Raw genomic sequence first — 22,372 nt, forward strand, 5'->3', positions numbered from 1 at the left:
CCCACCCTATTCCTTGATCACCCATGGACGGACGAAATCGGGGGCCTTCAGCTGCCATTTACCGGAGCACTTCAACGACCTGCACGATTTCCCCCTCGTCGCGCCCGAGAAGCATTTTCTCCTCGTGCCCAAAGAGATTGATCCAGGAATTCGAGGCTCACGGTCCGTCCCTGTCCGCCACCTCTTCGGGTTCGTCGGACGGTTCTTCCAGAAGCGTGGCCGGCCGCCGCACCACGAGGTGCTGGACCGTGTACGACATCTCCTTCACCTGGGGAGCCGGCGGTGGGTGGTAGCGGCCCGCGCAGACCGACAGGTTGACGATGAGGTAGGCGTGCCAGGAACGTCCCACGCCTCGGCGGTCGGCGAACACCCGAATGCCGTTCACCCACCAGATCACGGACCGCACGCCGAACTCGACGCGGAGGTCGACCCAGGCGCCCGGGCTGATGGCGGGGTCACGGTAGTACAGGTTGGCGCCGCGGACGTGGTTGGTCAGTTCCAGGAGGTCGGGGTTGTCGGGGTGGTACTCGAAGACGTCGATCTCCTGGTCGCCGTCCCGCCAGGTCCAGATGGCCGGCCAGGCTCCGGCCTCGTACGGCAACCTGACCCGCGCCTCCAGCACGTCCCCCGCGCGGACGGTGAACCCCTCCTCGCTCTCCTCCGTGGTGAGCAGCCCCGCGTTCCATCGGCCGTCCCTGCGGCGGGTGGCGCGGAATGTGCCCGAGCGGCTGTAGGAGGGGTCCGCCGTCAGGTAATCCAGCTTGTTGTCACCGGGGTTGACCGGTCCGCCGTTCGGATATGCCCACGAACGCCCCGCCACCCATTGACGGGTGGACGCGAAGTCCGCCGTGAAGACGATCTCAGGTCCGGACAGGATCCCCTCTGCCGACGGTGTTCCGTCAGATGCAGCATTCTCCATGCACGAAGGCTGCTCCGCTTCCGACTTGGGCATGCGAATACCGGTGAACCCGCGGCGAAGACAACTCGTACGGGCGAATACGCCGGGACGTATCCGACTACGGCCGCTCAGGCGATTTCCACGGTCGCGTTCGCGAGAGTCCAGTCCTGCCAGAAGGCAACCGCCCCGCTGGAAAAGAAAGATGACATCTCGCCGACCCGGACACCCGCCAGGAGGGTGCGGTCAGCGACGGCCGCGGAGTCTGCCCAGCAGGCTCTTGGCCTGACTCCGGCGGCGGGGGTCGGCAGCGGCCCGTCGCGCCTGCTCGGCCATCCGGCGCCCCTGCGGGCTCCTTGCGAACTGCTTGATGCGTTCCAGCATGCGTGGCATGGGACTCCGTCCCTCGGTATCGGCGAGTGTCTCCTACGGTCCGGCTACCCCCTGTGTGCCGACTCAGCCCTCCCAGCGGCTGGGACGTGCCGCCGCGTCGGGCGGTGGTCCCACGTCGTGTTGTCCGGGCGGCCACCTTCACACAACCCTTCGTACACCTCGTGTGTCACACCCCCGAGAGCGGTTCACCTCCGCCCTCTTCATCCGCTTCTACTGGGGAGTTCAACGTGCGCGCACGCACCCTTGCCGCCACCGCCGCCGTGGCGGCACTGACCGCAACCGGCCTGACCCTGCCGCTCGCAGGGAGCGCCGCGGCTGCGACGACCGTGCGGTTCGACTTCAACGGCGACGGATACATGGACATCGCGGTCGGCATGCCGGACGCCACTGTGAACGGCAAGGCCAAGGCGGGCTATGTCAGCGTGATCTACGGCGGCTCGGGGGCCCCGTACCAGTCCAACGGTGAAATCGGCCAGGCCGAGCCGGGCATACCCGGCACGCCCGAGGCGGGCGACCGCTTCGGCTCCTCCGTGACGCCGGTCGACGTGGACGGCGACGGCGACTTCGAACTCGCCGTCGGCGCGAGCGGCGAATCGCTCACCTCCGACCAGTACCAGGACGAGGGCATCATCACCGTCCTGGACTACTCGAACGGGAACATCAAGGGCACCACCGTGGCCAGGGGAACGACCGAGTACAGCGGCATCGGCAGCACCGTCGCCGCGGGTGACTACGACGGCGACGGTGACGCCGACCTCGCGTACGGGGAGAACAGCGAGGAGGACGGCACCCTCCGGTTCCGCCCGGGCCCGCTCACCTCCGACCCGGTGACCAGCACCTCCTTGCGCAGGTACAGCATGGGCGGTCGCACCCTCGACCTGGCGACCGGCGACTTCGACGGCGACGGCCGGGACGACCTCGCCACCACCTGGCGGGCCCTGGAGGACTCCGGCACCTTCATCACGCGCTGGGACGACCGGGCCGAGCCCGCCCAGTGGTGGTCCGACCCCGACCGGGGCAGTGCGCTCGCCGTCGCCGACTTCGACCGGGACGGCACCGACGACCTCGCGGTCGGTCCCGTACAGCCCAACTCCGAGTCGGAAACGACCCATTGCCAGGACCGGCTCGGCGGTGCGGTGCTCCTGTTCAAGGGCTCGAAGAGCACGGCATTCGGCACCGAGAACGAGTGCATCACCCAGTCGAGCCCTGATGTCGGGGGCAACGCAGAGGAGGGCGACGACTTCGGTGCCGCGCTGGCCGCCGGTGACCTGAACGGCGACGACTTGCCCGAACTGGTGGTCGGCGTGCCCGGTGAGGACGTGGGCACTCTGAAGGATGCGGGCGGCTACGTCGTCCTGAACGGCACGGATGACGGTCCCCGTGGGGGCCTCGCCCGCAGCCAGAGCACGCCGAACATGCAGGGCGCGGCCGAGGCCGGTGACCGCTTCGGCGCGCAGGTGGCCGTCGGCGACTACAACCGCGACGGCCTGCGGGACACCGCGGTGAGCGCGCCCGGTGAGAACGCCGGTGGGCCCACGTCGGGTGGCGTCTGGTTCGTGCCGAGCAGCACCGTGGAGACGTACACGCCGGGCAAGGCGCTGACCCCGTACGGTTTCGCGCTGGTCAACGGTGTCTTCAAGTACGGCGAGGTGCTGGGCCTCTAGGCACCGACTCGCCCGTCACGGGCCACCGACCGCCGGGCACGCCGATCTCCGGTCGGCGGGCCCGGCGGTCGGTGGGGTGGCGGATGGCGGAGTTCCTCGGCACCCCCGAGGCCGAGCAGCTCTACCTCAAGGCCGGCCCCGGCATCGCCGCCTCCAGGAAAGGCCGACGTCTCCTCGTACTCCCCGCTCCAGCAGAAGGCGCCACGACCAACTTCATGGTGCTGCGCACCTTCGACTCGCTGGACCACTGGCGCTGGGCACCCGAGTTGGACATCCTCTCCAACGACCACTAACTGACGGCCCGCGGGGAGTCGAACGGACCATTCCGTGGTGCAGTCGACACATGGCCTCACCACCCCAGGACGACCAGGACACCCCGGTGTCGTCTCGGGACCGCGAACGCCCCTCCTGGCTCCTCGACATCGCGGTCGCCCTGCTGTTCCTGATCGTGGACACCGTGATCGTCGTGGTCGCCGGGTACCTGCTCATGATGCTCGGCTACAGCATCATGGCCTCGCCGCCCTCCTCGGCCACGGACTCCGACGGCGTCCCAGTCCTGACGTGGCTCATCCTCTGGGGCATCCCGGCCGTGGGCGCGACCAGCGCGGTCACGCACGCCCTGCTCCGGATGCCGATCACCTGCGTCGTCCAGGGCCTCTTCACTCTCGCCTGTACGTTCCTGGCCGTGACCGGAACCCGCATGCTCCTGGCGTGACCGCACACGGCTCGCCCCATCCGGGTCGCGCGGCTCGGCCCGCCGCCGGCGCGAGCCGGTCGGCGGCCCGAAAGGGCGTGCCGCGTCGCGTGGTTCACGCCGTGGCGGGTTCCTCGTCGAGACGGAACCTCGGGTCGCCCGGTACGGACGCGAGGAGTTGCGCGGTGTACGGGTGGCTCGGCTCGGCGAAAGTGGCCCCGGTCGGGCCGAGTTCGACGAGGTCCCCGTGCAGCAGGACCGCGACGGAGTCGCTCACGTGCCGGACCACGGCCAGGTCGTGCGAGATGAACAGCATCGTCAGCGAGAGCCGGCGGCGCAGGTCGGCGAGCAGGTTGAGGATCTCGGCCTGGGTCGTCAGGTCGAGGGCCGAGGTGATCTCGTCGGCGATGACGAACCGGGGACCCGGCGCGAGGGCCCGTGCGATCGCCAGCCGCTGCCGCTGGCCGCCGGAGAACTCGTGCGGGTAGCGGTCCATGCTGTCGGGGTCCAGGCTCACCTGGCCGAGCAGCTCGGCGATCCGGGTCCGGGCCGGCCCGACCCTGGCCCGGACGGGATCGAGTGCCTCGGCGAGGGACTGCGCGACGGTGCGCCGCGGGTCGAACGAGGAGTACGGGTCCTGCGGGATCATCTGGACCGTCGCCGCCCCCGCCCGTCCGCGCGCGAGGCGCAGCGGGGCGCCGTCCACGAGGATCCGGCCGCCGGACGGTCTGTGCACGCCGACGAGTGTCCGCGCGAGCGTCGTCTTGCCCGATCCGGACTCCCCGACGAGGGCGAGGGTGCTGCCCCGGGGGATGTCGAAGGAGACCGACCTGAGCACCCTGCGGGCCGCGACGCCGTGGCCCAGCTCGACGGTGAGGTCCTCGACGCGCAGCAGCGGGGTGGCCGCCCGCGGCTCCGGTGGGTTGGCGGTGGCGGACATCAGTGGCTCCCTTCCGCGGCCGGGGAACGGTCCGCGGCGGTGTCGGAAAGGTCGTCCGCCGGCGCCCCGCCCGGCGGTGCCGCGTGGGCGTCGGCCGTCCACCGGACCGCGCTGAGGGTTCCACCGGCCTCGACCGCTGCGGGGGTCGCCGCGAGCAGTGCGCGGGTGTACGGATGGGTGACGGTCCCCCGGCGCAGGTCGGCGCCCGTCGTCCGGTCGACGACCCGGCCGCCGTGGAGCACCAGAACCGTGTCGCAGAGCACGCCGACCACGCCGATGTCGTGCGAGATGAACAGCATCGCCGTGCCGTGCTCGCGGTTGATGCGCCGGAACTGGCGCAGCACCTCCGCCTGGACGGTGACGTCGAGGGCCGTCGTCGGCTCGTCGGCGATGAGCAGGCGCGGGTTCGTCGTCGTCGCGGAGGCGATCGAGGCGCGTTGGAGCATGCCGCCGCTCAGTTCGTGCGGGTGCTGGCGCAGCCGCCGCTCCGGCTCGGTGACGCGGATGTCGGCCAGGGCACGGACCATGTCCTGTGCCGCCTGACGCCGGGGTGTCCCCAGGTGGACCCGGGTCACCTCGGTGAGCTGGGTGCCGAGCCTGAGTGCGGGGTTGAACGTGCCGATCGGGTCCTGGTAGACGATGCCGATCTCGGTGGCGAGACGTCGCTCCGGCGGGGCGGCGAGGAGGTCGAGGTCGTCGAGGGCCAGGCGTGCGGCGTTCGCCCGCACGCCCTCGGGGAGCAGCCCGGCGACCGCCATGGCGATGGTGGACTTGCCCGAGCCCGACTCCCCCACGAGGCCGACGATCTGGCCGGCCCCGATGGTGAACGACACGTCGTCGACGAGGGTCCGGTCGCCGGCCCGCACGGTCAGCCCGGCGACGGTGAGCAGGCCGTCCGGATCCGGATCGGCCGCTGCCCCCGCACCGTCCGAGACCGACGCCGGCACCTGTGTCCCGCCCTTCCGTGCCGGGACGGCCTGCCCGGCCCCGTCCGCCGACCTGGCCGGTGCGGGCGCCGTGCCGCGGGTGCGCGGGTCGACGAGTGAGGCCACGCCGTCTCCGAGGAGCATGGCGCCCACACCGGTGACGATGAGCATGATCGACGGGGCGAGGACCAGCGACGGCTGGGCGAAGATCGACGGCAGCGCCTCGTTGAGCAGCCGGCCCCAGTCGTACTGCGGGTTCTGCACACCGAGGCCGACGAAGGACAGGCTGCTGATGTCGAGCAGGGACAGGGTGAAGCTGGAACTGAGGAGCACCAGCAGCGGCCCGCTGATGTTCGGCAGGACGTGCCGGCCCAGGATGCGCAGGCCGGGAACGCCGAGCAGGCGGGCGGTGAGGACGTAGTCCTTGTCCGCGACGGTGGCAGCGAGATTCGCCGTCAGGCGGGCGAAGCCGGGGACGCCGGCGACGGCGATCGCGACGATCGCGGACACCGTGCCCGGCCCGAGCACCGCCGCGATGACGAGGGCGAGCACCAGCGAGGGGAAGGCCACCGCCGAGTCGATGAGCCGCAGACAGGTCTCGCGCAGCCACCCGGGGGCGAGGTGGACCAGCGCGCCGATCCCGACGCCGACGACGAACGAGACGGCGGTGGCCGCGGCGGCCATGAGCAGGGTGAGCCGGGTCGCGACGAGCGCCCGGGCGAGGACGTCACGGCCGAAGGCGTCGGTGCCGAGGAGATGCCCGGCGCCGGGTCCGAGCCGGGTGTCGCCGGTGAGCGTCTCGGCGGAGCCGCTCAGCAGCAGTGGGGCCACGAGGGCGACGACGAGGAGCAGTCCGAGGATCACGGCGCCGGCCAGCAGCGACGGGTTGCGGCGCCATCGGCGCACGGTCGTTTCAGTGGCCACGACGACCTCCCTCGAGGGTGCGGGGGTCGACGATGCCGAGGACGACGTCGACGAGGAGGTTGACGAGCAGGGCCAGCATGCCGACGACGAGGATGATGCCCTGGATCACCGGATAGTCCTTGTAGATGATCGCCTGGACGACCTCGGTGCCGAGCCCCGGATAGGTGAAGACGTTCTCCAGGATGATCGTTCCGCCGAGCAGGGACGTGAGGACGAGACCGCTCAGGGTGAGGACGCTCGTCACGAGGTTGGGCAGCGCGTGGCGAAGGTGGAGGCGTACGGATCCCAGACGGTGGCCGCGGGCGGTCCTCATGTAGTCCTGTGCGAGCACCGAGGCCGTCTCCTGCCGGACGACCCGGGCGATGGCGAAGGCCGGGCCGACACAGAGCGCGGCGATCGGGAGGACGAGCGCGCTCGGTGTGGTGGCACCACCGGACGGCAGCAGCCCGAGACTGATCGAGAACAGGACGATGAGGAGGGTCGCGACGACGTAGACCGGCGCCGACGCGAGGAGCCCGGCGAGCGTGCCGAATCCGACGCCGAGCCGGCGGCGGCGTCCGTCACGGGTGAGGACGCCGACGGTCATGCCCAGCGGGACGGCGATGAGCAGGGAGAGCAGGACGGCCGGGATGACGAGCTGGACGGTGTACGGCAGCCGGGTGGCGATGATGTCCGCGACCGGGGTGTCGAACCGGAACGAGGTGCCGAGCCGTCCGGAGGCGATGTCGCCGAGGTAGTGGACGAACCGCGTCGCCAACGGCTCGTCGAGGCCCAGTCGTTCGCGTATCGCCGCGAGCGTGGCCGGGGACGAGCTGGTGCCGGCGATCGCGCGGGCTGGGTCCCCGGGCAGCAGCGGCACGATGAGGAACGTCACGAGGACGAGCAGCAGCATGGACATCAGCAGCCCGCCCGCCCGGCGGACGGCGAACCCGGCCCAGCCACCGCGCAGCCGCAGCCGGGGAGCACGGCGGACGGGCGCGGCCGGCAGCGGCCCTGCCGGGGCCGCGGACCCGGCGCTCACAGCGCCGCCGCGAGTGCCGCGTCGTCCGGGTGCCGCTCGTGCCAGCGGAACCGGGGTTCGAGCTGGGCCGACAGGCGCAGCAGCGTGGCCTCGTCGTAGGGCGCGCCGATGAGTTGTGCGCCGACCGGCAGTCCGTCGGCGGTCGTGTGGACGGGCAGGGAGATGGCGGGCAGCCCGGCGATGTTGACGAACGCGGTGAACGAGACCATCCGGGTCTCGGTGGCCCGCGGGCCGTCCGGGTCGGAGTTCGCCTCGTCGTACACGGGGCCGACCGGAGGCGCCACGACCGCCGTGGTCGGGGTGAGGAGAACGTCGAAGTCCCTGCCCCACTGGGCGACCACGTCGCGCGACTCGGCCTGCAGGCGCGCCGCCGTCCGGGCGTAGTCGCCCGCGCTGACCTCCAGGGCGGTCTCGCGGCGGCGCCGGATGTAGGGGTCCACCGCGTCCGGGTCGTCGACCTCGATGGCGTAGGTGGAGGCGCTGATGATGGTCCAGGTGAAGCCCATGATCGCCTCGTACGAGAACATCCTCGGGCGGGCCTCGACGACGTCGTGTCCCAGGTCGCGCAGGGCCTGCGCGGCCGTCAGCGCCGCCGTGCGGCACTCGTCGTCGACCGGCAGCCCGGTCGGTGCGTCGAGGAGCAGGCCGATCCGCAGCCGCCCGGGATCGGCGCCGATCTCCTCGATGTACGGGCGGACCGGTTCGGGTGCGCTGTACCAGGCGAGCCGGTCGGCGCGGCCCATGACGTCGAGCATGAGGGCCGCGTCGTGCACGGTCCGGGTGATCGCGCCTTCGGTCGTCGAGTGTTCCCAGCCCCGCACCAGTGCGGGCACGCGTCCCCGGCTCGGCTTGAGGCCGACGAGGCCGGTGACGGACGCCGGGACCCGGATCGAGCCGCCGCCGTCGCCGGCGTGCGCCACCGGGGCGAGCCCGGCCGCGACGGCCGCCGACGCGCCGCCGCTGGACCCGCCGGAGGTGTGCGCCGGGTTCCACGGGTTGCGCGTCTTGCCGTGCCGGGCGTTCTCGGAGACGGTCAGCGCGCCGAACTCCGGCGAGTTCGTCCGGCCGAGGGGGATCGCGCCGGCGTCGAGGAGGAGTTGGACGTCGGGGTCCGTGACCGTCTGCGGGGTGTCGCGGATCGCCAGTGAGGACATCGTGTTGGGTTGTCCCGCGACGGAGCTGAGGTCCTTGATGGGGACGGGGACGCCGTGCAGCGGGCCGAGCCGGTCGCCGCGCAGCACCGCCCGCTCCGCCCGGACGGCCGCCGCGCGCACGGCGTCGGTGTCGAGCCAGACGACGGCGTTGACGGCGGGGTTGATCCGCTCGATGCGGTCGAGGTAGGTCTCGGCGACCTCCACGGGGCTGACCTCTTTGGTGCGCACGAGGTCGGCGATCTGCTGGGCGGTACTGAAGGGGTCGATCACCAGGGGACTCCTGTCGGATGGGTGCGAGGGTCGCGGTGCGGGGCTCCGCGGCGGCGCGGGACTGGCCGTGCCGGACGCCGTGGGGTCCGGCGGCAGGGGTCTGCGCCGTGCGGGCGGAGACCGTCAGCCGGTGATGCGCAGGATGGGGTCGTCGAGCGAGCCGCCGAGCATCCGTGCGCTGAATCCCTTGCGCAGTGCGTAGATGAACGGGTCGTTGACCAGCGGCACCGCGTCCACCTGCGAGATCACGGCCTTGGCGGCCTTCTGGTAGGCGGCGCAGCGAGCCTTGGCGGTCTTCGCCTCGGTGCCCTGGGCGAAGGCCTTGTCCAACGCGGGGTTCTTCACCGCGCCGAGGTTGCCGCCGCCGTCGGGCACGGTCGGGCCGACGAAGTGGGCGAGCGGGTTGGCGAGGCTGCCGAGGAAGTTGAGGTCGGCGAAGACGGTGAGGTCCCAGGCGTCGGGCTTGCCGAACACGGTCCCGACCCAGGCTCCGACGTCGACGTTGGCGAGGGTGACGTCCGCGCCCGCGGCCCGCAGCGCCTCCTGGATGTACTGGTTCCCGGCGCCGGCCGGCCCGACGACCTGGGGGCCGACGAGGCGGATCTTCTTGCCCTTGAGCACGCCGGCCGCCGCGGCCTTGTCCTTCGGTACGAGGAAGGAGGTGGCGGGGTCGTTGCAGGGGATGCCCTTCTGCACGAACATCGTCGACGGCTCGCCCGTGTCCTTGGAGACGACCTTGGTGAAGGCCGCGCGGTCCACGGCCTGGGCGACGGCCCGGCGGGTGGCGACGTCCGCGAAGACCGTGCCGGGGCGTTCGTTGAAGAGCAGGTAGAAGTCGGAGAACCGGCTGACGCTCACGCTGCGGCCGTCCACGCCGTCGAAGCGTGGGATGCCGGAGGCGTCGATCTTGCCGATGTCGAGCTGGCCGCTCGTGACGAGGTTGCCCGTCGCGGTCGGGTCGGGCGAGACCAGGTACTCCGTCGTCGTGGCGACCTTGCCGGGGATCTTCGTGCGCCAGGCCGGCCATGCCTTGTACTCGGGCCGCAGCGTGTAGGAGTACGAGACGCCGGACTGGGACTTGGCGAGGACGTACGGGCCGGACTGGGAGCCCTTGGCCTTGCCGGCGGCGAGCGCCTTCAGGTCCTTGAGTCCCGCCGGGCAGATGATGCCCGTGCTCGCGACCGACAGACCGGTGACCATGTCGCCCCACGGCCTGGCAAGCGTGATCTTCACGGTGCGCGCCGCGTCGTCGGCGGTCACCTTCACCGTGTTGCCGGGGCCGAAGACCGTGGGGAGATCGGGCGCAGCCGTCTTCGGGTCGACGTAGCGGTCGAGGGATGCCTTGACGACCGCCGGCGTGATCGGTGTTCCGTCGGCACAGGTCGCGTCGGCGCGGAGGGTGAACGTGGCGGAGGTGGGGGTGCTCGTCCACTTGGTGGCGAGCCCGCCCACCAGCCCGCCGTCGTCCTTGCGCACGAGGGTGTCGTAACTGTTCCGGGCGAGCTGGTAGTCCGGCAGGGACAGGGCCTTGGCCGGGTCGAAGCCGGCCGGCACATCGATCGTCGTGCGGATCTTCGTCGTCGTGGCGGCGTCGCCGCCGCTCGCGTCTCCGGACGTCGATCCCGTGGTGGTACAGCCGGCGAGTACGGCCGTCATGGCGACGGCAGCGGTCACGGGGACCGCGCGGGTACGGGTCTGGCGCATGGGTGCTCCTGGAGAGGGAGTCGCGCTCTGCGCAGGTCGCACGGGATCGGGCGGGACGAGCGCGAGCAGTTCGGGGTGGAGGCGGTGCGCGCGGCGCTCGGTGGACGCCGCTGGGAAGCGAGCCGTGGAGCACTCGGTGTGGAGAGGATGCAGCCAAGTGAACGGCGTAGTCAATACCGTTAACTATCTTTGCGCGGGCCGGTGCTGCCGCTGGTTCCGGCGGCGCGGGCGCCGCCGGTCGACACCGCCGAAGAGTGACGCGTGTCAGCACACGCGGGGGCGACCCGCGCCCTTGGCGTGTGGGCGTGGCCGCTCTTTCGCGCGGGAGGGACCCGCGCCGGCTGCCGGGAAGCGTCGCGTGTGAGCCACGCGAGAGGGACCGCATCCGCCAAGCGGGAGCATCGCGCGTCGGCCGCCCGGCAGGGACCGCATCCACCCCGCGAGAACGCCGCGGGCCCAGCCCCCGCTGACGGCCCCGTCCACCACGCGAGAACACCGCGCCCACGTCACACGGGAGCGACGTAGGCCAGTCGCACGGCAACGCCACGCGTCCGCCAGGCGGGGGGGGCTTCGCGCGTCAGTCGCGCGGAAGCGACCCGCACCGGCCGCCCCCGGGAGCGTCACGCGCCGGTCACGCGGCGGGAACCGCATCCACCCCCGGTGGGAGCCGCATCCGCCACGCGAGAACGCCGGGCGTCAGTCGCGCGGGAGCGTCGCCGCCTCTGCCTCCAGGGCGGCGAGGAGGAGGTCCGTCTGCCGGTGGAAGACGTCGGTCATGTCGATGCTGCGCAGATACTCCTTCGCCGCCTCGGCATAGGGGTACTCGTCAGGATTGGCCGGCTGGTACTCCTGCACCCAGTTCACCTCGGTGCCGAACCGCTGGTTCACGAGCCGCCAGGCGTTGTTGCTGGCGACGGAGAGCAGGAAGTTCGAGAACGCCTGGTAGTGCAGGACGGCCGCCCGGCCGCGCCAGCCGCCGCGGTGGAACGCCTCCAGGACGGCGTCGACGGCACGCAGTTCGTGGACGCCCCGGGTGACTCTGCCCATGCAGAGCGCGGCGGCTGCCGGGTGGTCCAGCGCGGTGTCCCAGGCCCGGGTCGCCAGGTCCCGCAGCGACTCGGTCCACGACTCGTGCGGCTCGTACCCCTCCAGGGAGATCCTGTCCAGCTCGTCCGCCACGCCGACCATGATGTGGTCGCGGCTGGCGAAGTACCGGTAGACCGCGGTCGCGGAGGAGGACAGCTCCTTGCCCAGCCGCTGGAAGGTGAGCGCGTCCGGCCCGTTCTCGTCGAGGATCCGCAGCGCGGTGTCCACGATGAGTCCCTGGGAAAGGGTCCCCCGCTGGAGCCGCTTCGGCGACCGCCCCCCAGCAACTGCCACGCGAACGCCTCCCTCGGACGGACGGCGAGCGCTCACGCCGCCGCAACCTGTGAACCTGCGTCTCCTCACCGGCGACGAGAAGCCAGCCTAAGCGACTGATGTCGAAGGGAACGCCCAGGGCTCGGTCACCGGGGCGGCCACGGCCCCGGACCGCTCCCTCCGGTCACCGGCCGAGCAGGGGGCAGCCGATGCAGACAGCGAACTCAGCACTCGCTCGATTCCATCGCTCGCACACTTGAATCGAGCGAGTAAATCCGCCATGGTGCTTGAAACAAGCACCATGCCTGCCGGGTCACGCGCAGGGAGGAAGGGTGTCCCATGGACGACATCGACCGCGCCATCCTGCGGGAACTGCAGGTCGACGGCCGGATCCCGTACGCCGATCTGGGGCCGAAGGTGGGGTTGTCACCCTCGGCCGCGAGGCACCGGCTGCAGCGGCTGATCGACAGCCACGCCGTCCAGGTCGTCGGCGTGACCGACCCGATGACCATGGGCCAGCAGACGATGGCGCTGCTGGGCCTGCGCATCGACGGCGACCCCCGGGCGGTCGCCGATGAACTGTCCCGGCACGACGAGGTCGTGTACACGGTCCTGACGGCGGGTGGCTTCGACCTGTTCGTGGAGGTGGTGTGCCCTCAGCCCCGGGATCTCCTGGACTTCGTCAACGACGTCGTCCGGCCCGTCGAGGGTGTCACGTCCGTGGAGAACTTCCCCTACTTCGCGATTCACACGCACCGCTTCCTGTGGCACGTCGACTGAGGCAGACGAGCGTCCGAGCCCTGTTCGCCCACACCAGCCGAGGAACCCGCATGCTGCCCGACGAGTACCGCACCATCGACTTCTTCACCGAGGACGCCCTCCCCGCGCCCCGCACCACAGCGGCCGAAGCCGAACTCATCACCGCCGAGCACCTCGGCATCACCGCTCGCGCGCAGGCACTGGGCAGCCAGCAGGACGCCAACTTCCTGCTGCACGCCGCCGACGGGACGCCCACGGCGGTTCTGAAGATCGCCAACCCCGCCTTCGGAACGGTGGAGATCGAGGCCCAGGACGCGGCGGCCGACCTGATCGCCCGGACCTGCCCGGAACTGCGGATCGCCACGGTCCTGCGCGGCCCGGACGGCTCCCCGCGGCTCACGACGGTGGACACCGAGAACGGTCCGGCCGTCGCACGTCTGCTGCGCCACCTGCCCGGCGGCACACTGTCGGGACCCCGGCACCTGTCCCCCGGCACCGTGGCGGGCATGGGCACGATCGCCGGAAAGGTCAGCTCCGCCCTGCGCGACTTCCGGCACCCGGGCCTCGATCGCGTACTCCAGTGGGACCCGCGGCACGCCGACCGCGTCGTCGCCAGACTCGCCGGGCACATCGGCGAGCCCGAGCGGCGCACCGCCGTCCGGACGGCGACCGCCGAAGCCTGGGCCCATGTCCAGGGGCTCGCCGCCTCGCTGCCGTCGCAGGCCGTGCACCTGGACCTCACCGACGACAACCTGATCCGCCGTCCCGGCAGCCGCCCGCCCGTGCCGGACGGGGTCATCGACTTCGGTGACGTGACCACGAGTTGGGCGGTCGGCGAACTCGCCGTGTCGGTGTCCTCGATACTCCACCACGACGGTGTCGAGCCGCACCACGTGCTGCCGGCCGTCCGCGCCTTCCACGCCGTTCGGCCGCTCTCCGCCGAGGAAGCCGAGGCGGTGTGGCCGATCGTGGTCCTGCGCGCCGCCGTGCTGGTGGCAAGTGGCCACCACCAGGCCGCCGTCGACGAGGACAACGCCTACGCCACGGGCGCGCTCGACCACGAATGGCGCATCTTCGAGCAGGCCACCTCGCTGCCCCTGCCCGTGATGATCCGCCTCGTCAAGGACGCGACCGGCACGGCCGGCACGCCGGCCCGGACCACCCGCACCACCCGCACCGCCCGCACCGCCCGTGCCACCGAGGCCGGGACGCCGGGACGCCCCCTCCTGCGGGACCTCGCCCCCGCGGACATCACCCTCCTCGACCTGTCGACCGACGCCGTTTCCATGGATCACGGAGCCTGGACGGACGCCGACGCCGAGGACCGGCTGGTGACCTCCGCACTCGCCGCCGGCGCGGCCGCCGTGGCCACCCGGTACGCCGACGCGCGGCTCACTCGGACCTCTGCGCTGTCGGCGGTCTCCCCCGCCACGGTGCCCACAGGAGTGGACCTCCGGCTCGGCCGGGACACCGTGGTCCAGGCACCCGCCCCCGGGAGGGTCCTCACCGCGGTGCCGGGCCGCGTGGAACTCACCTACGGCCCACGGACCCTGTCACTGGTCTTCCCCGACGCGCTCCAGCCGCTGGTCACCACAGGTGCGACGGTGCGGGCGGGCGACGGCGTCGCCCGGCTCGGCTCAGGCTCCTGCGTCCACATCGCGCTGCGCGACACCGACGGCCCAGCCGTGCCCCATCTGGTCCGCCCGGAGTACGCGGCAGGCTGGCTCGCGCTCACCGCAGACCCCGCCCCGCTCCTCGGCCTTCCGGCCACCACCCGCGACCGTACGTACGAGAGGGACCTGCTCGGCCGGCGTGACGCCGCGTTCGCCACCGTGCAGGAGCACTACTACGCCAACCCCCCGCGCATCGAACGTGGTTGGCGCCACCACCTGCTCTCCACCGACGGCCGGTCGTACCTCGACATCGTCAACAACGTCACCCCCTTGGGCCACGCCCACCCTCGCGTCGAGGAGGCGGTCTCACGGCAGTTGCGGCGGCTCAACACCAACTCGCGCTTCCACTACGCCTCCGTGGTGGAGTTCACCGAGCGCCTCGCCGCCCTTCTCCCCGACCCCCTGGACACGGTGTTCCTCGTCAACTCCGGTTCGGAGGCGGTGGATCTGGGCCTGCGCCTTGCCATGGGCTCCTCCGGCCGGCACGACGTCGTCGCGCTGCGCGAGGCCTACCACGGCTGGACGTACGCCTCCGACGCGGTCTCCACCTCGCTCCAGGACAACCCCAACGCCCTGGCCACCCGCCCGAGCTGGGTGCACACCGTGGACTCGCCCAACTCGTACCGCGGCCGCCACCGCGGGGCGGACGCCGTGCGTTACGCGCCCGAGGCCGTCGCGGTGATCGACGAACTCGCCTCCACCGGCCGGCCGCCGGGAGCGTTCATCGGCGAGACCTTCTACGGCAACGCCGGAGGAGTCGCCCTTCCCGACGGCTATCTCGCCCAGGTGTACGCGGCCGTACGACGCCACGGCGGCCTGGCCGTCGCCGACGAGGTCCAGGTCGGATACGGCCGCCTGGGACACTGGTTCTGGGGCTTCGAGCAGCAGCGGGTCGTCCCCGACATCGTCTGTGTCGCCAAGGCCATGGGCAACGGACACCCCCTCGGCGCCGTCATCACGTCCCGGGAGGTCGCGGACCGGTACCGCGACCAGGGCTACTTCTTCTCGTCCACCGGCGGCAGCCCCGTCTCCAGCGTCGTGGGCCTCACCGTGCTGGACACCCTGCGCGACGAGGACCTCCAGGGCAACGCGGCGCGCGTCGGCGGTCGTCTGAAGGGCCGGCTCCAGGCACTGGCCGACCGGCACGGCATCATCGGCGCCGTCCACGGCTCGGGCCTCTACCTCGGCCTCGAACTGGTCCGGGACCGCACCGGCCTGGAACCCGCCACGGAGGACACCGCCGAACTCTGCGACCGTATGCTCGACCTCGGCGTGATCGTCCAGCCCACCGGGGACCACCTCAACATCCTCAAGATCAAGCCACCGCTGTGCCTCGACACCGCCGCGGCCGACTTCTTCGCCGACATGCTCGACCTGGCCCTCACCCAACTCGGCCACTCCCACTGACACCGGGCTCTCCCGCCTCGTAGCCCCCGTGCCGGCATCCGGCCGGGCGGCGGGCCCGCTCATCGGCGCGGGCCCGCCGCCCACCTCTTCTGTCTCTATGACCAGGGCAGGACCAGGGCACCCCAGGCGACGATGGGGCCGAGGGCGACGATTCCGCCGGTGTAGCCGATGACCTGGCGGTAGAAGCGCCGGCCGTCCACCCCGCGGGCGTTGCTGAGGACCAGCGCCCCGTTGGTCGAGAAGGGAGAGGTGTCGACGATCGTCGTGGAGACGGCGAGCGCGGCGATCAGTCCGGCGGCACTGAGGTGGCTGGAGAGCAGCAGCGGTACGGCGATGGGGATGATCGCCGTGAGGATCGCGGTGGAAGAGGCGAAGGCCGAGGTGATGGCCACGGTGAAGCACAGCAGCAGGGCGACGGCGAGCGGGGCGCCCAGATCGGCGGCGTGTTCGGAGATCTTCTCGATGATGCCGGCCTTCTCCAGCATCGCGATGTACGTCATCATGCCCGCGACCAGGAGCAGGGTGGACCAGCTGACGCCGTCCACGGCCTTCTCCTGCCGCTTCATGTCCACCAGGGCCAGCAGCGCGCCGGCCGCCAGGGCCAGGAAGCCGATCTCCAGGTGGAAGCCGAGCGCGCCGACGACCAGCGCCACCAGGCAGCCGAGGGTGAGCCACTGCCGCCAGTCCGGCCTGCCGGAGACGGTGAGGTCCTCGTCGTCGGTCATCTCCACGGCATCCTCGGCCAGCGGGGCTGGACGCTTGGCGAGCAGGGCGTAGGTGAGGATCGAGAGCACCAGGTTGATCACGAAGCTGGCGCTGAACAGCGCCACGGCGGAGACCTGCAGATCGGTCTTGTCGACGAGGCCGAGCACCAGCGCACCGGAGACGGCCAGGGGGGAGAACGCCCCCGCGTGCCCGCCGCTGATCACCATCATGCCGACGACCAGCGGGTTGAGCTTGTAGCGGTAGGCGAAGTTCATGCCGATCGGCGCGAGGATCGCGACGGCGGCCGGGGTGAACGTGCCGAAGGCCGTCAGCAGTGCGGCCACCAGGAACAGCACCCAGGGGATGAGTTCGACCTTGCCGCGGACGAGTCTCACCCCGGCCGCCACCAGCCAGTCGATGGTGCCGTTGCGGCGGGCGACGGAGAACAGATAGGTGACGCCGACGATGGTGACGAAGAGCTTGGCCGGGAACCCCTCGAAGATCTCGTCCTCGGTGAGGCCGAGCGAGGCGGTGCCGACGGCGAAGGTGGCGACGAAGGCCAGGATGCCCAGATTGATCGGCAGTACGGTGCCGACCACGAACATCACCAGCAGGGCGCCTATGGAGATCACTTCAGCAGACATCTTTGTCCTTGGTGCGGTGGGGACGGGTGGCGCGCCCCGAGGGCGCGAGGTCATCCCGGTGCGGACGGCACAGAACCGGCCCGGCCGAGGTGATGTTCGTCGCGGATCAGGCGGCTTGCGTGCTGTCGGCTTCCGGTACGTAGATGCGGGCGTCGGCTAGCAGCCGGGCCGCGCGCTGCACGGTGACCCGGTGCGGCAGGCCGTCCCGTACATCGGTGCAGCGGACCGCGACGACACCGGCGGGCGTGCCCAGTCGCAGCCATTCGTCGGTCGGGCCGCCCGTGATCCGGGAGACCACGGAGCCCTGCACCAGTCCGGCAGCCGCGACGGCGACGGCGGAGGTCAGGCCGATCGCGGGGTGCGGGGCGTTCATGCTGAGCATGCGCACCGACACGTCGTGGTCCTCGGCGGCGACCGGTTCGCCGAGGGTGGTGACGTACGGGACCGGTGGGCCGACGAAGCCGACCTTGGGCACCGCGTCACCCGGTTCCTCTCCCGGCCGGACCAGCCCCATCAGGGGCGCGGCGGCGTGACGGACGGTGCGCAGCCACGGGACGTCCGCGCTGATCCGCTCCAGTGACTCGGCGCCCGTACGTCCGGCTCCGGCGGCTTCGACGAGGACGACCGGCGCTCCCGCCGTCACCATGCTCACGCGTACCGGCTCCGCGGCGCCGACCCGCAGGTCCTGGGCGGCCCGGCCGGTGGGCAGCAGTAAGGCGGCGGTGCCGGCGGGGTCGCGGAAGGTGAGGCCGACCGCGACCCCGCCGGCGCGGGTGCCCGGTACCGTCTGGCGGCCGAAGTGGTGCACCACTCCTCCGCGGGTGTCCACGGTTCCTTCGAGGACGGCGCCGGTGTTGATGTTGCGCATCACCACGCGGGTCAGGTCGCCGGTGACCGGCACCAGCCCTTTGCTCACCGCGTACAGGGCGACGCCGGTGGCGCAGTTGCCACAGTTGCTCGTCCACTCCACCGAGCCCGTCCCGATGCCGACCTGGGCGAACAGGTAGTCGACGTCGGTATCGGGCCGGGAGGAGGCGCTGACCACGGCCGCCTTGGAGGTGGTGGGGGTCGCCCCGCCCACCCCGTCCAGTTCCACGGGATCGGTGGCGCCGTACGCGGCGACCAGCAGCCTTTCGAGGTGGCCGCGGTCGGCGGGGACATCGACCTGGTTGAACAGCCAGCACTTGCTCGTGCCGCCACGTACCAGGGTCGCGGGAATGTGCACGTCTGAGGCTCTTTCTGGGGCAGCGGAGGGGAGGCGGAAGGGCCGACGAGCCGTCACGGCCGCAGGGTGGGGACCGGTGAACCGCTCGGTGGCTGCGGAGACCTTCGCAGAGCCACGACTTGGGAACAATCGCAGTTCGCTTCACCAGGGTTTAGCTCAGCTAAAGTCGTCGGCATGCTCAACGTGCGCCGCCTGCTGCTGCTCACCGAGGCCACCGAACGCGGTTCGCTCACCGCCGCGGCGGAAGCCCTCGGCATGACGACCTCCGCCGCCTCCCAGCAGATGTCCCTGCTGGAGCAGGAGGCGGGGCAGCCGCTCATCGAGCGGCTGCCCCGCGGTATCCGTCCCACCCCGGCGGGTGCCGCGCTGGCCGAGCGCGGTCGGACCATCCGCCGGGAACTGCGCGCCGCCCAGGCCGACCTGGACTCCTTCACCGCCCTCGACCAGGGCACCCTGCGGCTCGGTTCCTTCCCCACCGCGAGCGCGTCCCTGCTGCCGCTGGCACTCACACGGTTCCGGCGTCGTCACGCGGGCATCCGCATCGAGGTGCGCGCCGGAGTCCTCGCGAAGCTCAGGGAGATGCTGCACACCGGTGAGGTGGAGCAGGGACTGCTCTGGGACTACGAGTGGAACCGCCTCGACGACCCGGCGCTCGCCCTCACCCATCTGCTGGACGACCCCACCGTGCTGGTCGTCCCCGCCGACTCACCTCTGCGCACGCACCCCTCCGTGCGTCTCGGCGACCTCGCCGACCAGGAGTGGATCATCCGCGCCGACAACCATCCCGTCGCCGACGTGCTGCGCCGAAGCTGTCGCCAGGCGGGCTTCGAGCCACGCATCGCCTACTCGTCGCACGACTACCAGGAGGCGCAGGCCATGGTCGCCGCCGGTCTGGGCATCGCGCTGGCCCCCCGCCTGGCCCTCACCAGCCGGCGCAGCGACGTACGCCTCCTGCCGTTCGCCTCCGACGTCCCGGCCCCCACCCGCCGCATCCTCCTGGCACGCGCCGCGGCACGCCCCGCCACCCCACCCGCCCAGGCCATGGCCCGCGTCCTGCGCACGGTGGCGCAACGCTTCACCGCCGCGGATCTGCACCGGACCCAGCTCGGCGCGGTCCGGCGGGGCTGACGGCGCGGACACGGTGACCGGGTTCGCCCTGTCCGGCATCGCCGACCGGCCGCGCGGAGGGCAACGGTGAAGAGCACCTGGACGGCCGGCGCCATCGTCGTACCTCGATGTGCTCGGTCGGGGCACCCGTCGAACACATCGGTGGGTGCCCACGGGCCAGGTGCTCTCTCGCGCCCCGTCCGCCACGGCCGGAACCGCGCCGGCAGGTGCTCGGTACCGCGGAAGGGTCACATGTGTCCGGTACGGACGGCTGTCATCGCGTCGCCTCGCCGATGTGGTTGACGCAGACGACCTTGGGCTGGGTCATCTCCTCGAAGGCGAAGCGCACGCCCTCGCGGCCCATGCTGCCGTACTTGAATCCGCCGAACGGCATGGCGTCGAAGCGGTAGTCGGACGAGTCGTTGATCATGACTCCGCCGGCTTGCAGCAGCCTGGCCGCGTTCAGGGCGTGGTCCAGGCGAGAGGTGAAGATGCCCGCGTGGAGGCTGTAGTCGATGGCGTTGGCCTGCTCGACGGCGTCCTCGAAGGACGTGAACGGCTGCAGCACGACGACCGGGGCGAACACCTCCTCCTGCCAGATCGAGCAGGTCGCCGGAACGTCTTCCAGGACGGTCGGCGCGTACAGGGCGCCGGTGGCCTCGTTGCCGCACAACAGCGCCGCGCCCTCGGCCACCGCCGCGTCGACCTTGGTCCGGGTGGCGGCCGCGGCCTCCGGGGTGATCATGGGGCCGACGTCGGTGCGCTCGTCGAGCGGGTCGCCGACGCGCAGCAGACCCGTGCGGGCGACGAAGGCGTCGCGGAAGCGCTCGTAGACCTCGCGGGCGATCAGGATGCGCTGGGTGCCTATGCAGTTCTGGCCCGCCGCCCAGAACGCGCCGGAGACACAGGACGCCACGGCCTCGTCCAGGTCCGCGTCGTCCATGACGATGACCGGGGCGTTGCCGCCCAGGTCCATGGCGAGCTTCTTCAGACCGGCCGTCCGGGAGATGGCCTCGCCGGTGGCGAATCCGCCCGTGAAGGACACCATGCGCACGTCGGGGGCGGCCACGACGGCGGCGCCGATCCCGGCGTCGCCGTTGACGACGGTGACGATCTCCTCGGGCAGGCCGGCCTCGATGAGGGTGTCGACCAGGCGCAGCGCGGACAGCGGTGTCAGCGCGGACGGTTTCAGGATGACCGCGTTGCCTCCGGCGACGGCCGGGCCGAGCTTGTGGGCGACCAGGTTGAGGGGGTCGTTGAACGGGGTGATGGCGGCGATGATGCCCAGCGGTTCGCGGGTGAACCAGCCCTGCCGTTTCTCCGAGCCCTCGAAGGAGTCGAAGGGGATGACCTCGCCGGCGTTGCGCCGGGCCTCGGCGGCGGACAGGGACAGGGTGTTGACCGCGCGGGAGACTTCCTTGCGGGCCTGGGTGATGGTCTTGCCGGCCTCGCTGACGATCAGCCGGGCGAAGGACTCGGCGCGCCGCTCGATCAGGTGGGCGGCGCGTTCCAGTATCGCGGCCCGGGAGGCGCGGGACAGCGCGGCGGCTGTACGTCGCCCGCACCTGGCCTGCTGCAGGATGCTGCCGACGGCACCCTCGTCGACGGTGGGCACCGAGGCGATGACCTCGCCGGTGTAGGGGTTGTGCACGGGCGTGGTGGCGGTGTCGAGTTCGATGGCGGCGGGCACGGCGGTGTCAGACACGGTGGGTCTCCTGGAGAGCGGGGCGCGCGTCGTCGTCGGCGTGGCGCTGGTGGATGGCGATGATGTCCGACAGCAGGGCGTAGGCGGTCTCGACGCGGCCGGCGCCCGGTCCGCAGACCGTGACGGTGCCGAGGAGGTCCGTGTGGAAGGCGACCGCGTTGGCGGGGCCGGAGATCCCCGCGAGCGGGTGCTGGGCGGGCAGGGCGAGCGGGGCGACGCGGGCGTCGACGCTGCCGTCCTCGTGACGGGTGGCGGAGCCGACCAGCTTCCAACGCAGGCCCTTCGAGGCGGCGTTCCGCACCTCCTCGGGGGTGATCGCGGAGATGCCCTCGCAGAAGACGTCCTCTCGGCGCAGGTCCGCGCCGAGGACCTCGTTGGCGAGGATCATGACTTTGAGCTGGACGTCGTGACCCTCGACGTCGGCGGTGGGGTCGGCTTCGGCGTACCCGTGCTCCTGGGCTTCGGCGATGGCCGCCGCCAGGTCGACGCCTTCTTCGAGTCGGCCGAGGATGTAGTTCGAGGTGCCGTTCATGATGCCCTCGACGCCTGTGATCTCCAGGCCGCCGAACATGCGCTCGGCGGTGCGCAGGATGGGGGTGCCGCTGAGCACCGAACCCTCGTACTCGAAGCTGAGGCCGCGCTCGGCGGCGAGGCGCTTCAGCGTGCGGCCGGCGAGCGCGACGGGCCCCTTGTTGGTGGTGGTCACGTGTTTGCCCGATTCCAGGGCCCAGCGCACGTGGGACAGGGCGGGCTCGCCGTCGGTGGGGTTGGTGAACGTCGCCTCCACGACGATGTCGGCCGGGACCTCGCGGATCACCCACTCGTTGCGAGGCTCCGCGCTGCCGCCGGCGAGGTCCGCGAAGCTCAGTTCTCCGGGGTCGGCGGCCAGGAGCGGCGCCAGATCGATGCCGTCGGTGTCCACCAGGGAACCGGCCCGTAGATCGGTGATCGCCACCACCCGCAGGGCGAAGCCCAGTTCCTTCGCCAGGCGTTCCCCGCTGTGGGCTATGAGTTCGGCGAGCGCGCGGTTGACGCCGCCGAAGCCGATGAGGGCGAGATCGTATCGGCCCATGAGATCGCTCCTTCGCAGTCCGCCGCCTTGACGGTGCGGCTGCTCAGAGCCTCGCTTGTCCGCCTGTCACCCGCTCCCTGTCACAACGGCCACGACGCATGCCGATCTGCCGTGTCCGGCGGCGATTCGCC

18 protein-coding genes are annotated in these 22,372 nt (G+C 71.6%); 6 read left to right on the forward strand and 12 right to left on the reverse strand.

What is annotated here, in order from left to right:
* Window positions 1-157: 157 nt before the first annotated feature.
* A complete protein-coding gene (locus ACZ6BB_RS21430; protein WP_471616735.1) occupies window positions 158-919 on the reverse strand; it encodes a LamG domain-containing protein in 762 nt (253 codons plus the stop codon).
* Window positions 920-1,141: 222 nt separating this feature from the next.
* A complete protein-coding gene (locus tag ACZ6BB_RS21435; RefSeq protein ID WP_471616736.1) occupies window positions 1,142-1,288 on the reverse strand; it encodes a hypothetical protein in 147 nt (48 codons plus the stop codon).
* Window positions 1,289-1,515: 227 nt separating this feature from the next.
* On the opposite strand from ACZ6BB_RS21435, the gene ACZ6BB_RS21440 reads away from it, so the two are divergent.
* From ACZ6BB_RS21440 to ACZ6BB_RS21450, 3 genes are all read left to right on the forward strand, one after another.
* Window positions 1,516-2,952, forward strand: coding sequence for an FG-GAP and VCBS repeat-containing protein (locus ACZ6BB_RS21440; protein ID WP_471616737.1), 1,437 nt, complete (start codon window positions 1,516-1,518; stop codon window positions 2,950-2,952).
* 83 nt (window positions 2,953-3,035) lie between these two features.
* Window positions 3,036-3,245, forward strand: coding sequence for a hypothetical protein (locus tag ACZ6BB_RS21445; RefSeq protein WP_471617023.1), 210 nt, complete (start codon window positions 3,036-3,038; stop codon window positions 3,243-3,245).
* A 50-nt stretch (window positions 3,246-3,295) separates the two neighbouring features.
* Window positions 3,296-3,667 (forward strand): hypothetical protein, encoded by a 372-nt coding sequence (locus ACZ6BB_RS21450; RefSeq protein ID WP_471616738.1) that lies wholly within the window; start codon window positions 3,296-3,298, stop codon window positions 3,665-3,667.
* Between the two features lie 94 nt (window positions 3,668-3,761).
* Here ACZ6BB_RS21450 and ACZ6BB_RS21455 read toward each other — a convergent pair whose 3' ends face one another.
* The 6 genes from ACZ6BB_RS21455 to ACZ6BB_RS21480 all read right to left on the reverse strand — a co-directional run bounded on the left by ACZ6BB_RS21455 (window position 3,762) and on the right by ACZ6BB_RS21480 (window position 11,899).
* Window positions 3,762-4,586, reverse strand: coding sequence for an ABC transporter ATP-binding protein (locus tag ACZ6BB_RS21455; protein ID WP_471616739.1), 825 nt, complete (start codon window positions 4,584-4,586; stop codon window positions 3,762-3,764).
* On the reverse strand, window positions 4,586-6,436 hold the full coding sequence (locus ACZ6BB_RS21460) for an ATP-binding cassette domain-containing protein (protein WP_471616740.1): 1,851 nt from the start codon (window positions 6,434-6,436) through the stop codon (window positions 4,586-4,588). Before ACZ6BB_RS21460 ends, ACZ6BB_RS21455 begins: the two co-directional genes overlap by 1 nt.
* The gene (locus tag ACZ6BB_RS21465; RefSeq protein ID WP_471616741.1) at window positions 6,426-7,457 is read right to left on the reverse strand and encodes an ABC transporter permease; all 1,032 of its coding nucleotides are present in this window, start codon (window positions 7,455-7,457) and stop codon (window positions 6,426-6,428) included. Before ACZ6BB_RS21465 ends, ACZ6BB_RS21460 begins: the two co-directional genes overlap by 11 nt.
* The gene (locus ACZ6BB_RS21470; protein WP_471616742.1) at window positions 7,454-8,881 is read right to left on the reverse strand and encodes an amidase; all 1,428 of its coding nucleotides are present in this window, start codon (window positions 8,879-8,881) and stop codon (window positions 7,454-7,456) included. Before ACZ6BB_RS21470 ends, ACZ6BB_RS21465 begins: the two co-directional genes overlap by 4 nt.
* Window positions 8,882-9,004: 123 nt before the next feature.
* Entirely contained in the window at window positions 9,005-10,585 is a 1,581-nt protein-coding gene (locus tag ACZ6BB_RS21475) for an ABC transporter substrate-binding protein (RefSeq protein WP_471616743.1), read from the reverse strand.
* 696 nt (window positions 10,586-11,281) lie between these two features.
* Complete coding sequence (locus ACZ6BB_RS21480) at window positions 11,282-11,899, reverse strand: TetR/AcrR family transcriptional regulator (RefSeq protein ID WP_471616744.1); 618 nt, start codon at window positions 11,897-11,899, stop codon at window positions 11,282-11,284.
* A gap of 384 nt (window positions 11,900-12,283) precedes the next feature.
* Between ACZ6BB_RS21480 and ACZ6BB_RS21485 the strand changes: the two genes are divergently transcribed.
* Both ACZ6BB_RS21485 and ACZ6BB_RS21490 read left to right on the forward strand, forming a co-directional pair.
* The gene (locus ACZ6BB_RS21485; protein ID WP_471616745.1) at window positions 12,284-12,724 is read left to right on the forward strand and encodes an Lrp/AsnC family transcriptional regulator; all 441 of its coding nucleotides are present in this window, start codon (window positions 12,284-12,286) and stop codon (window positions 12,722-12,724) included.
* 50 nt (window positions 12,725-12,774) lie between these two features.
* Window positions 12,775-15,783, forward strand: coding sequence for an aminotransferase (locus ACZ6BB_RS21490; RefSeq protein ID WP_471616746.1), 3,009 nt, complete (start codon window positions 12,775-12,777; stop codon window positions 15,781-15,783).
* 95 nt (window positions 15,784-15,878) lie between these two features.
* On the opposite strand, the gene ACZ6BB_RS21495 is transcribed toward ACZ6BB_RS21490, so the two are convergent.
* The gene (locus ACZ6BB_RS21495; protein ID WP_471616747.1) at window positions 15,879-17,132 is read right to left on the reverse strand and encodes an SLC13 family permease; all 1,254 of its coding nucleotides are present in this window, start codon (window positions 17,130-17,132) and stop codon (window positions 15,879-15,881) included.
* 106 nt (window positions 17,133-17,238) lie between these two features.
* On the reverse strand, window positions 17,239-18,357 hold the full coding sequence (locus tag ACZ6BB_RS21500) for a PrpF domain-containing protein (RefSeq protein ID WP_471616748.1): 1,119 nt from the start codon (window positions 18,355-18,357) through the stop codon (window positions 17,239-17,241).
* Between the two features lie 174 nt (window positions 18,358-18,531).
* Between ACZ6BB_RS21500 and ACZ6BB_RS21505 the strand changes: the two genes are divergently transcribed.
* Complete coding sequence (locus ACZ6BB_RS21505) at window positions 18,532-19,485, forward strand: LysR family transcriptional regulator (protein WP_471616749.1); 954 nt, start codon at window positions 18,532-18,534, stop codon at window positions 19,483-19,485.
* A 253-nt stretch (window positions 19,486-19,738) separates the two neighbouring features.
* Here the strand turns inward: ACZ6BB_RS21505 and ACZ6BB_RS21510 are convergent, their stop codons facing one another.
* Both ACZ6BB_RS21510 and ACZ6BB_RS21515 read right to left on the reverse strand, forming a co-directional pair.
* A complete protein-coding gene (locus tag ACZ6BB_RS21510) occupies window positions 19,739-21,169 on the reverse strand; it encodes an aldehyde dehydrogenase family protein (RefSeq protein ID WP_471616750.1) in 1,431 nt (476 codons plus the stop codon).
* Complete coding sequence (locus tag ACZ6BB_RS21515) at window positions 21,162-22,241, reverse strand: homoserine dehydrogenase (RefSeq protein WP_471616751.1); 1,080 nt, start codon at window positions 22,239-22,241, stop codon at window positions 21,162-21,164. Before ACZ6BB_RS21515 ends, ACZ6BB_RS21510 begins: the two co-directional genes overlap by 8 nt.
* Window positions 22,242-22,372 lie beyond the last annotated feature (131 nt).

It is taken from the genome of Streptomyces sp. NPDC041108 (genome assembly GCF_055592645.1).

Bases quoted from the DNA above. Each gene is read 5' to 3' on its own strand.
- ACZ6BB_RS21430 (WP_471616735.1), bottom strand. From the start codon at position 919: ATGGAGAATGCTGCATCTGACGGAACACCGTCGGCAGAGGGGATCCTG.
- ACZ6BB_RS21435 (WP_471616736.1), bottom strand. From the start codon at position 1,288: ATGCCACGCATGCTGGAACGCATCAAGCAGTTCGCAAGGAGCCCGCAG.
- ACZ6BB_RS21445 (WP_471617023.1), top strand. From the start codon at position 3,036: ATGGCGGAGTTCCTCGGCACCCCCGAGGCCGAGCAGCTCTACCTCAAG.
- ACZ6BB_RS21450 (WP_471616738.1), top strand. From the start codon at position 3,296: ATGGCCTCACCACCCCAGGACGACCAGGACACCCCGGTGTCGTCTCGG.
- ACZ6BB_RS21455 (WP_471616739.1), bottom strand. From the start codon at position 4,586: ATGTCCGCCACCGCCAACCCACCGGAGCCGCGGGCGGCCACCCCGCTG.
- ACZ6BB_RS21475 (WP_471616743.1), bottom strand. From the start codon at position 10,585: ATGCGCCAGACCCGTACCCGCGCGGTCCCCGTGACCGCTGCCGTCGCC.
- ACZ6BB_RS21485 (WP_471616745.1), top strand. From the start codon at position 12,284: ATGGACGACATCGACCGCGCCATCCTGCGGGAACTGCAGGTCGACGGC.
- ACZ6BB_RS21490 (WP_471616746.1), top strand. From the start codon at position 12,775: ATGCTGCCCGACGAGTACCGCACCATCGACTTCTTCACCGAGGACGCC.
- ACZ6BB_RS21495 (WP_471616747.1), bottom strand. From the start codon at position 17,132: ATGTCTGCTGAAGTGATCTCCATAGGCGCCCTGCTGGTGATGTTCGTG.
- ACZ6BB_RS21505 (WP_471616749.1), top strand. From the start codon at position 18,532: ATGCTCAACGTGCGCCGCCTGCTGCTGCTCACCGAGGCCACCGAACGC.
- ACZ6BB_RS21515 (WP_471616751.1), bottom strand. From the start codon at position 22,241: ATGGGCCGATACGATCTCGCCCTCATCGGCTTCGGCGGCGTCAACCGC.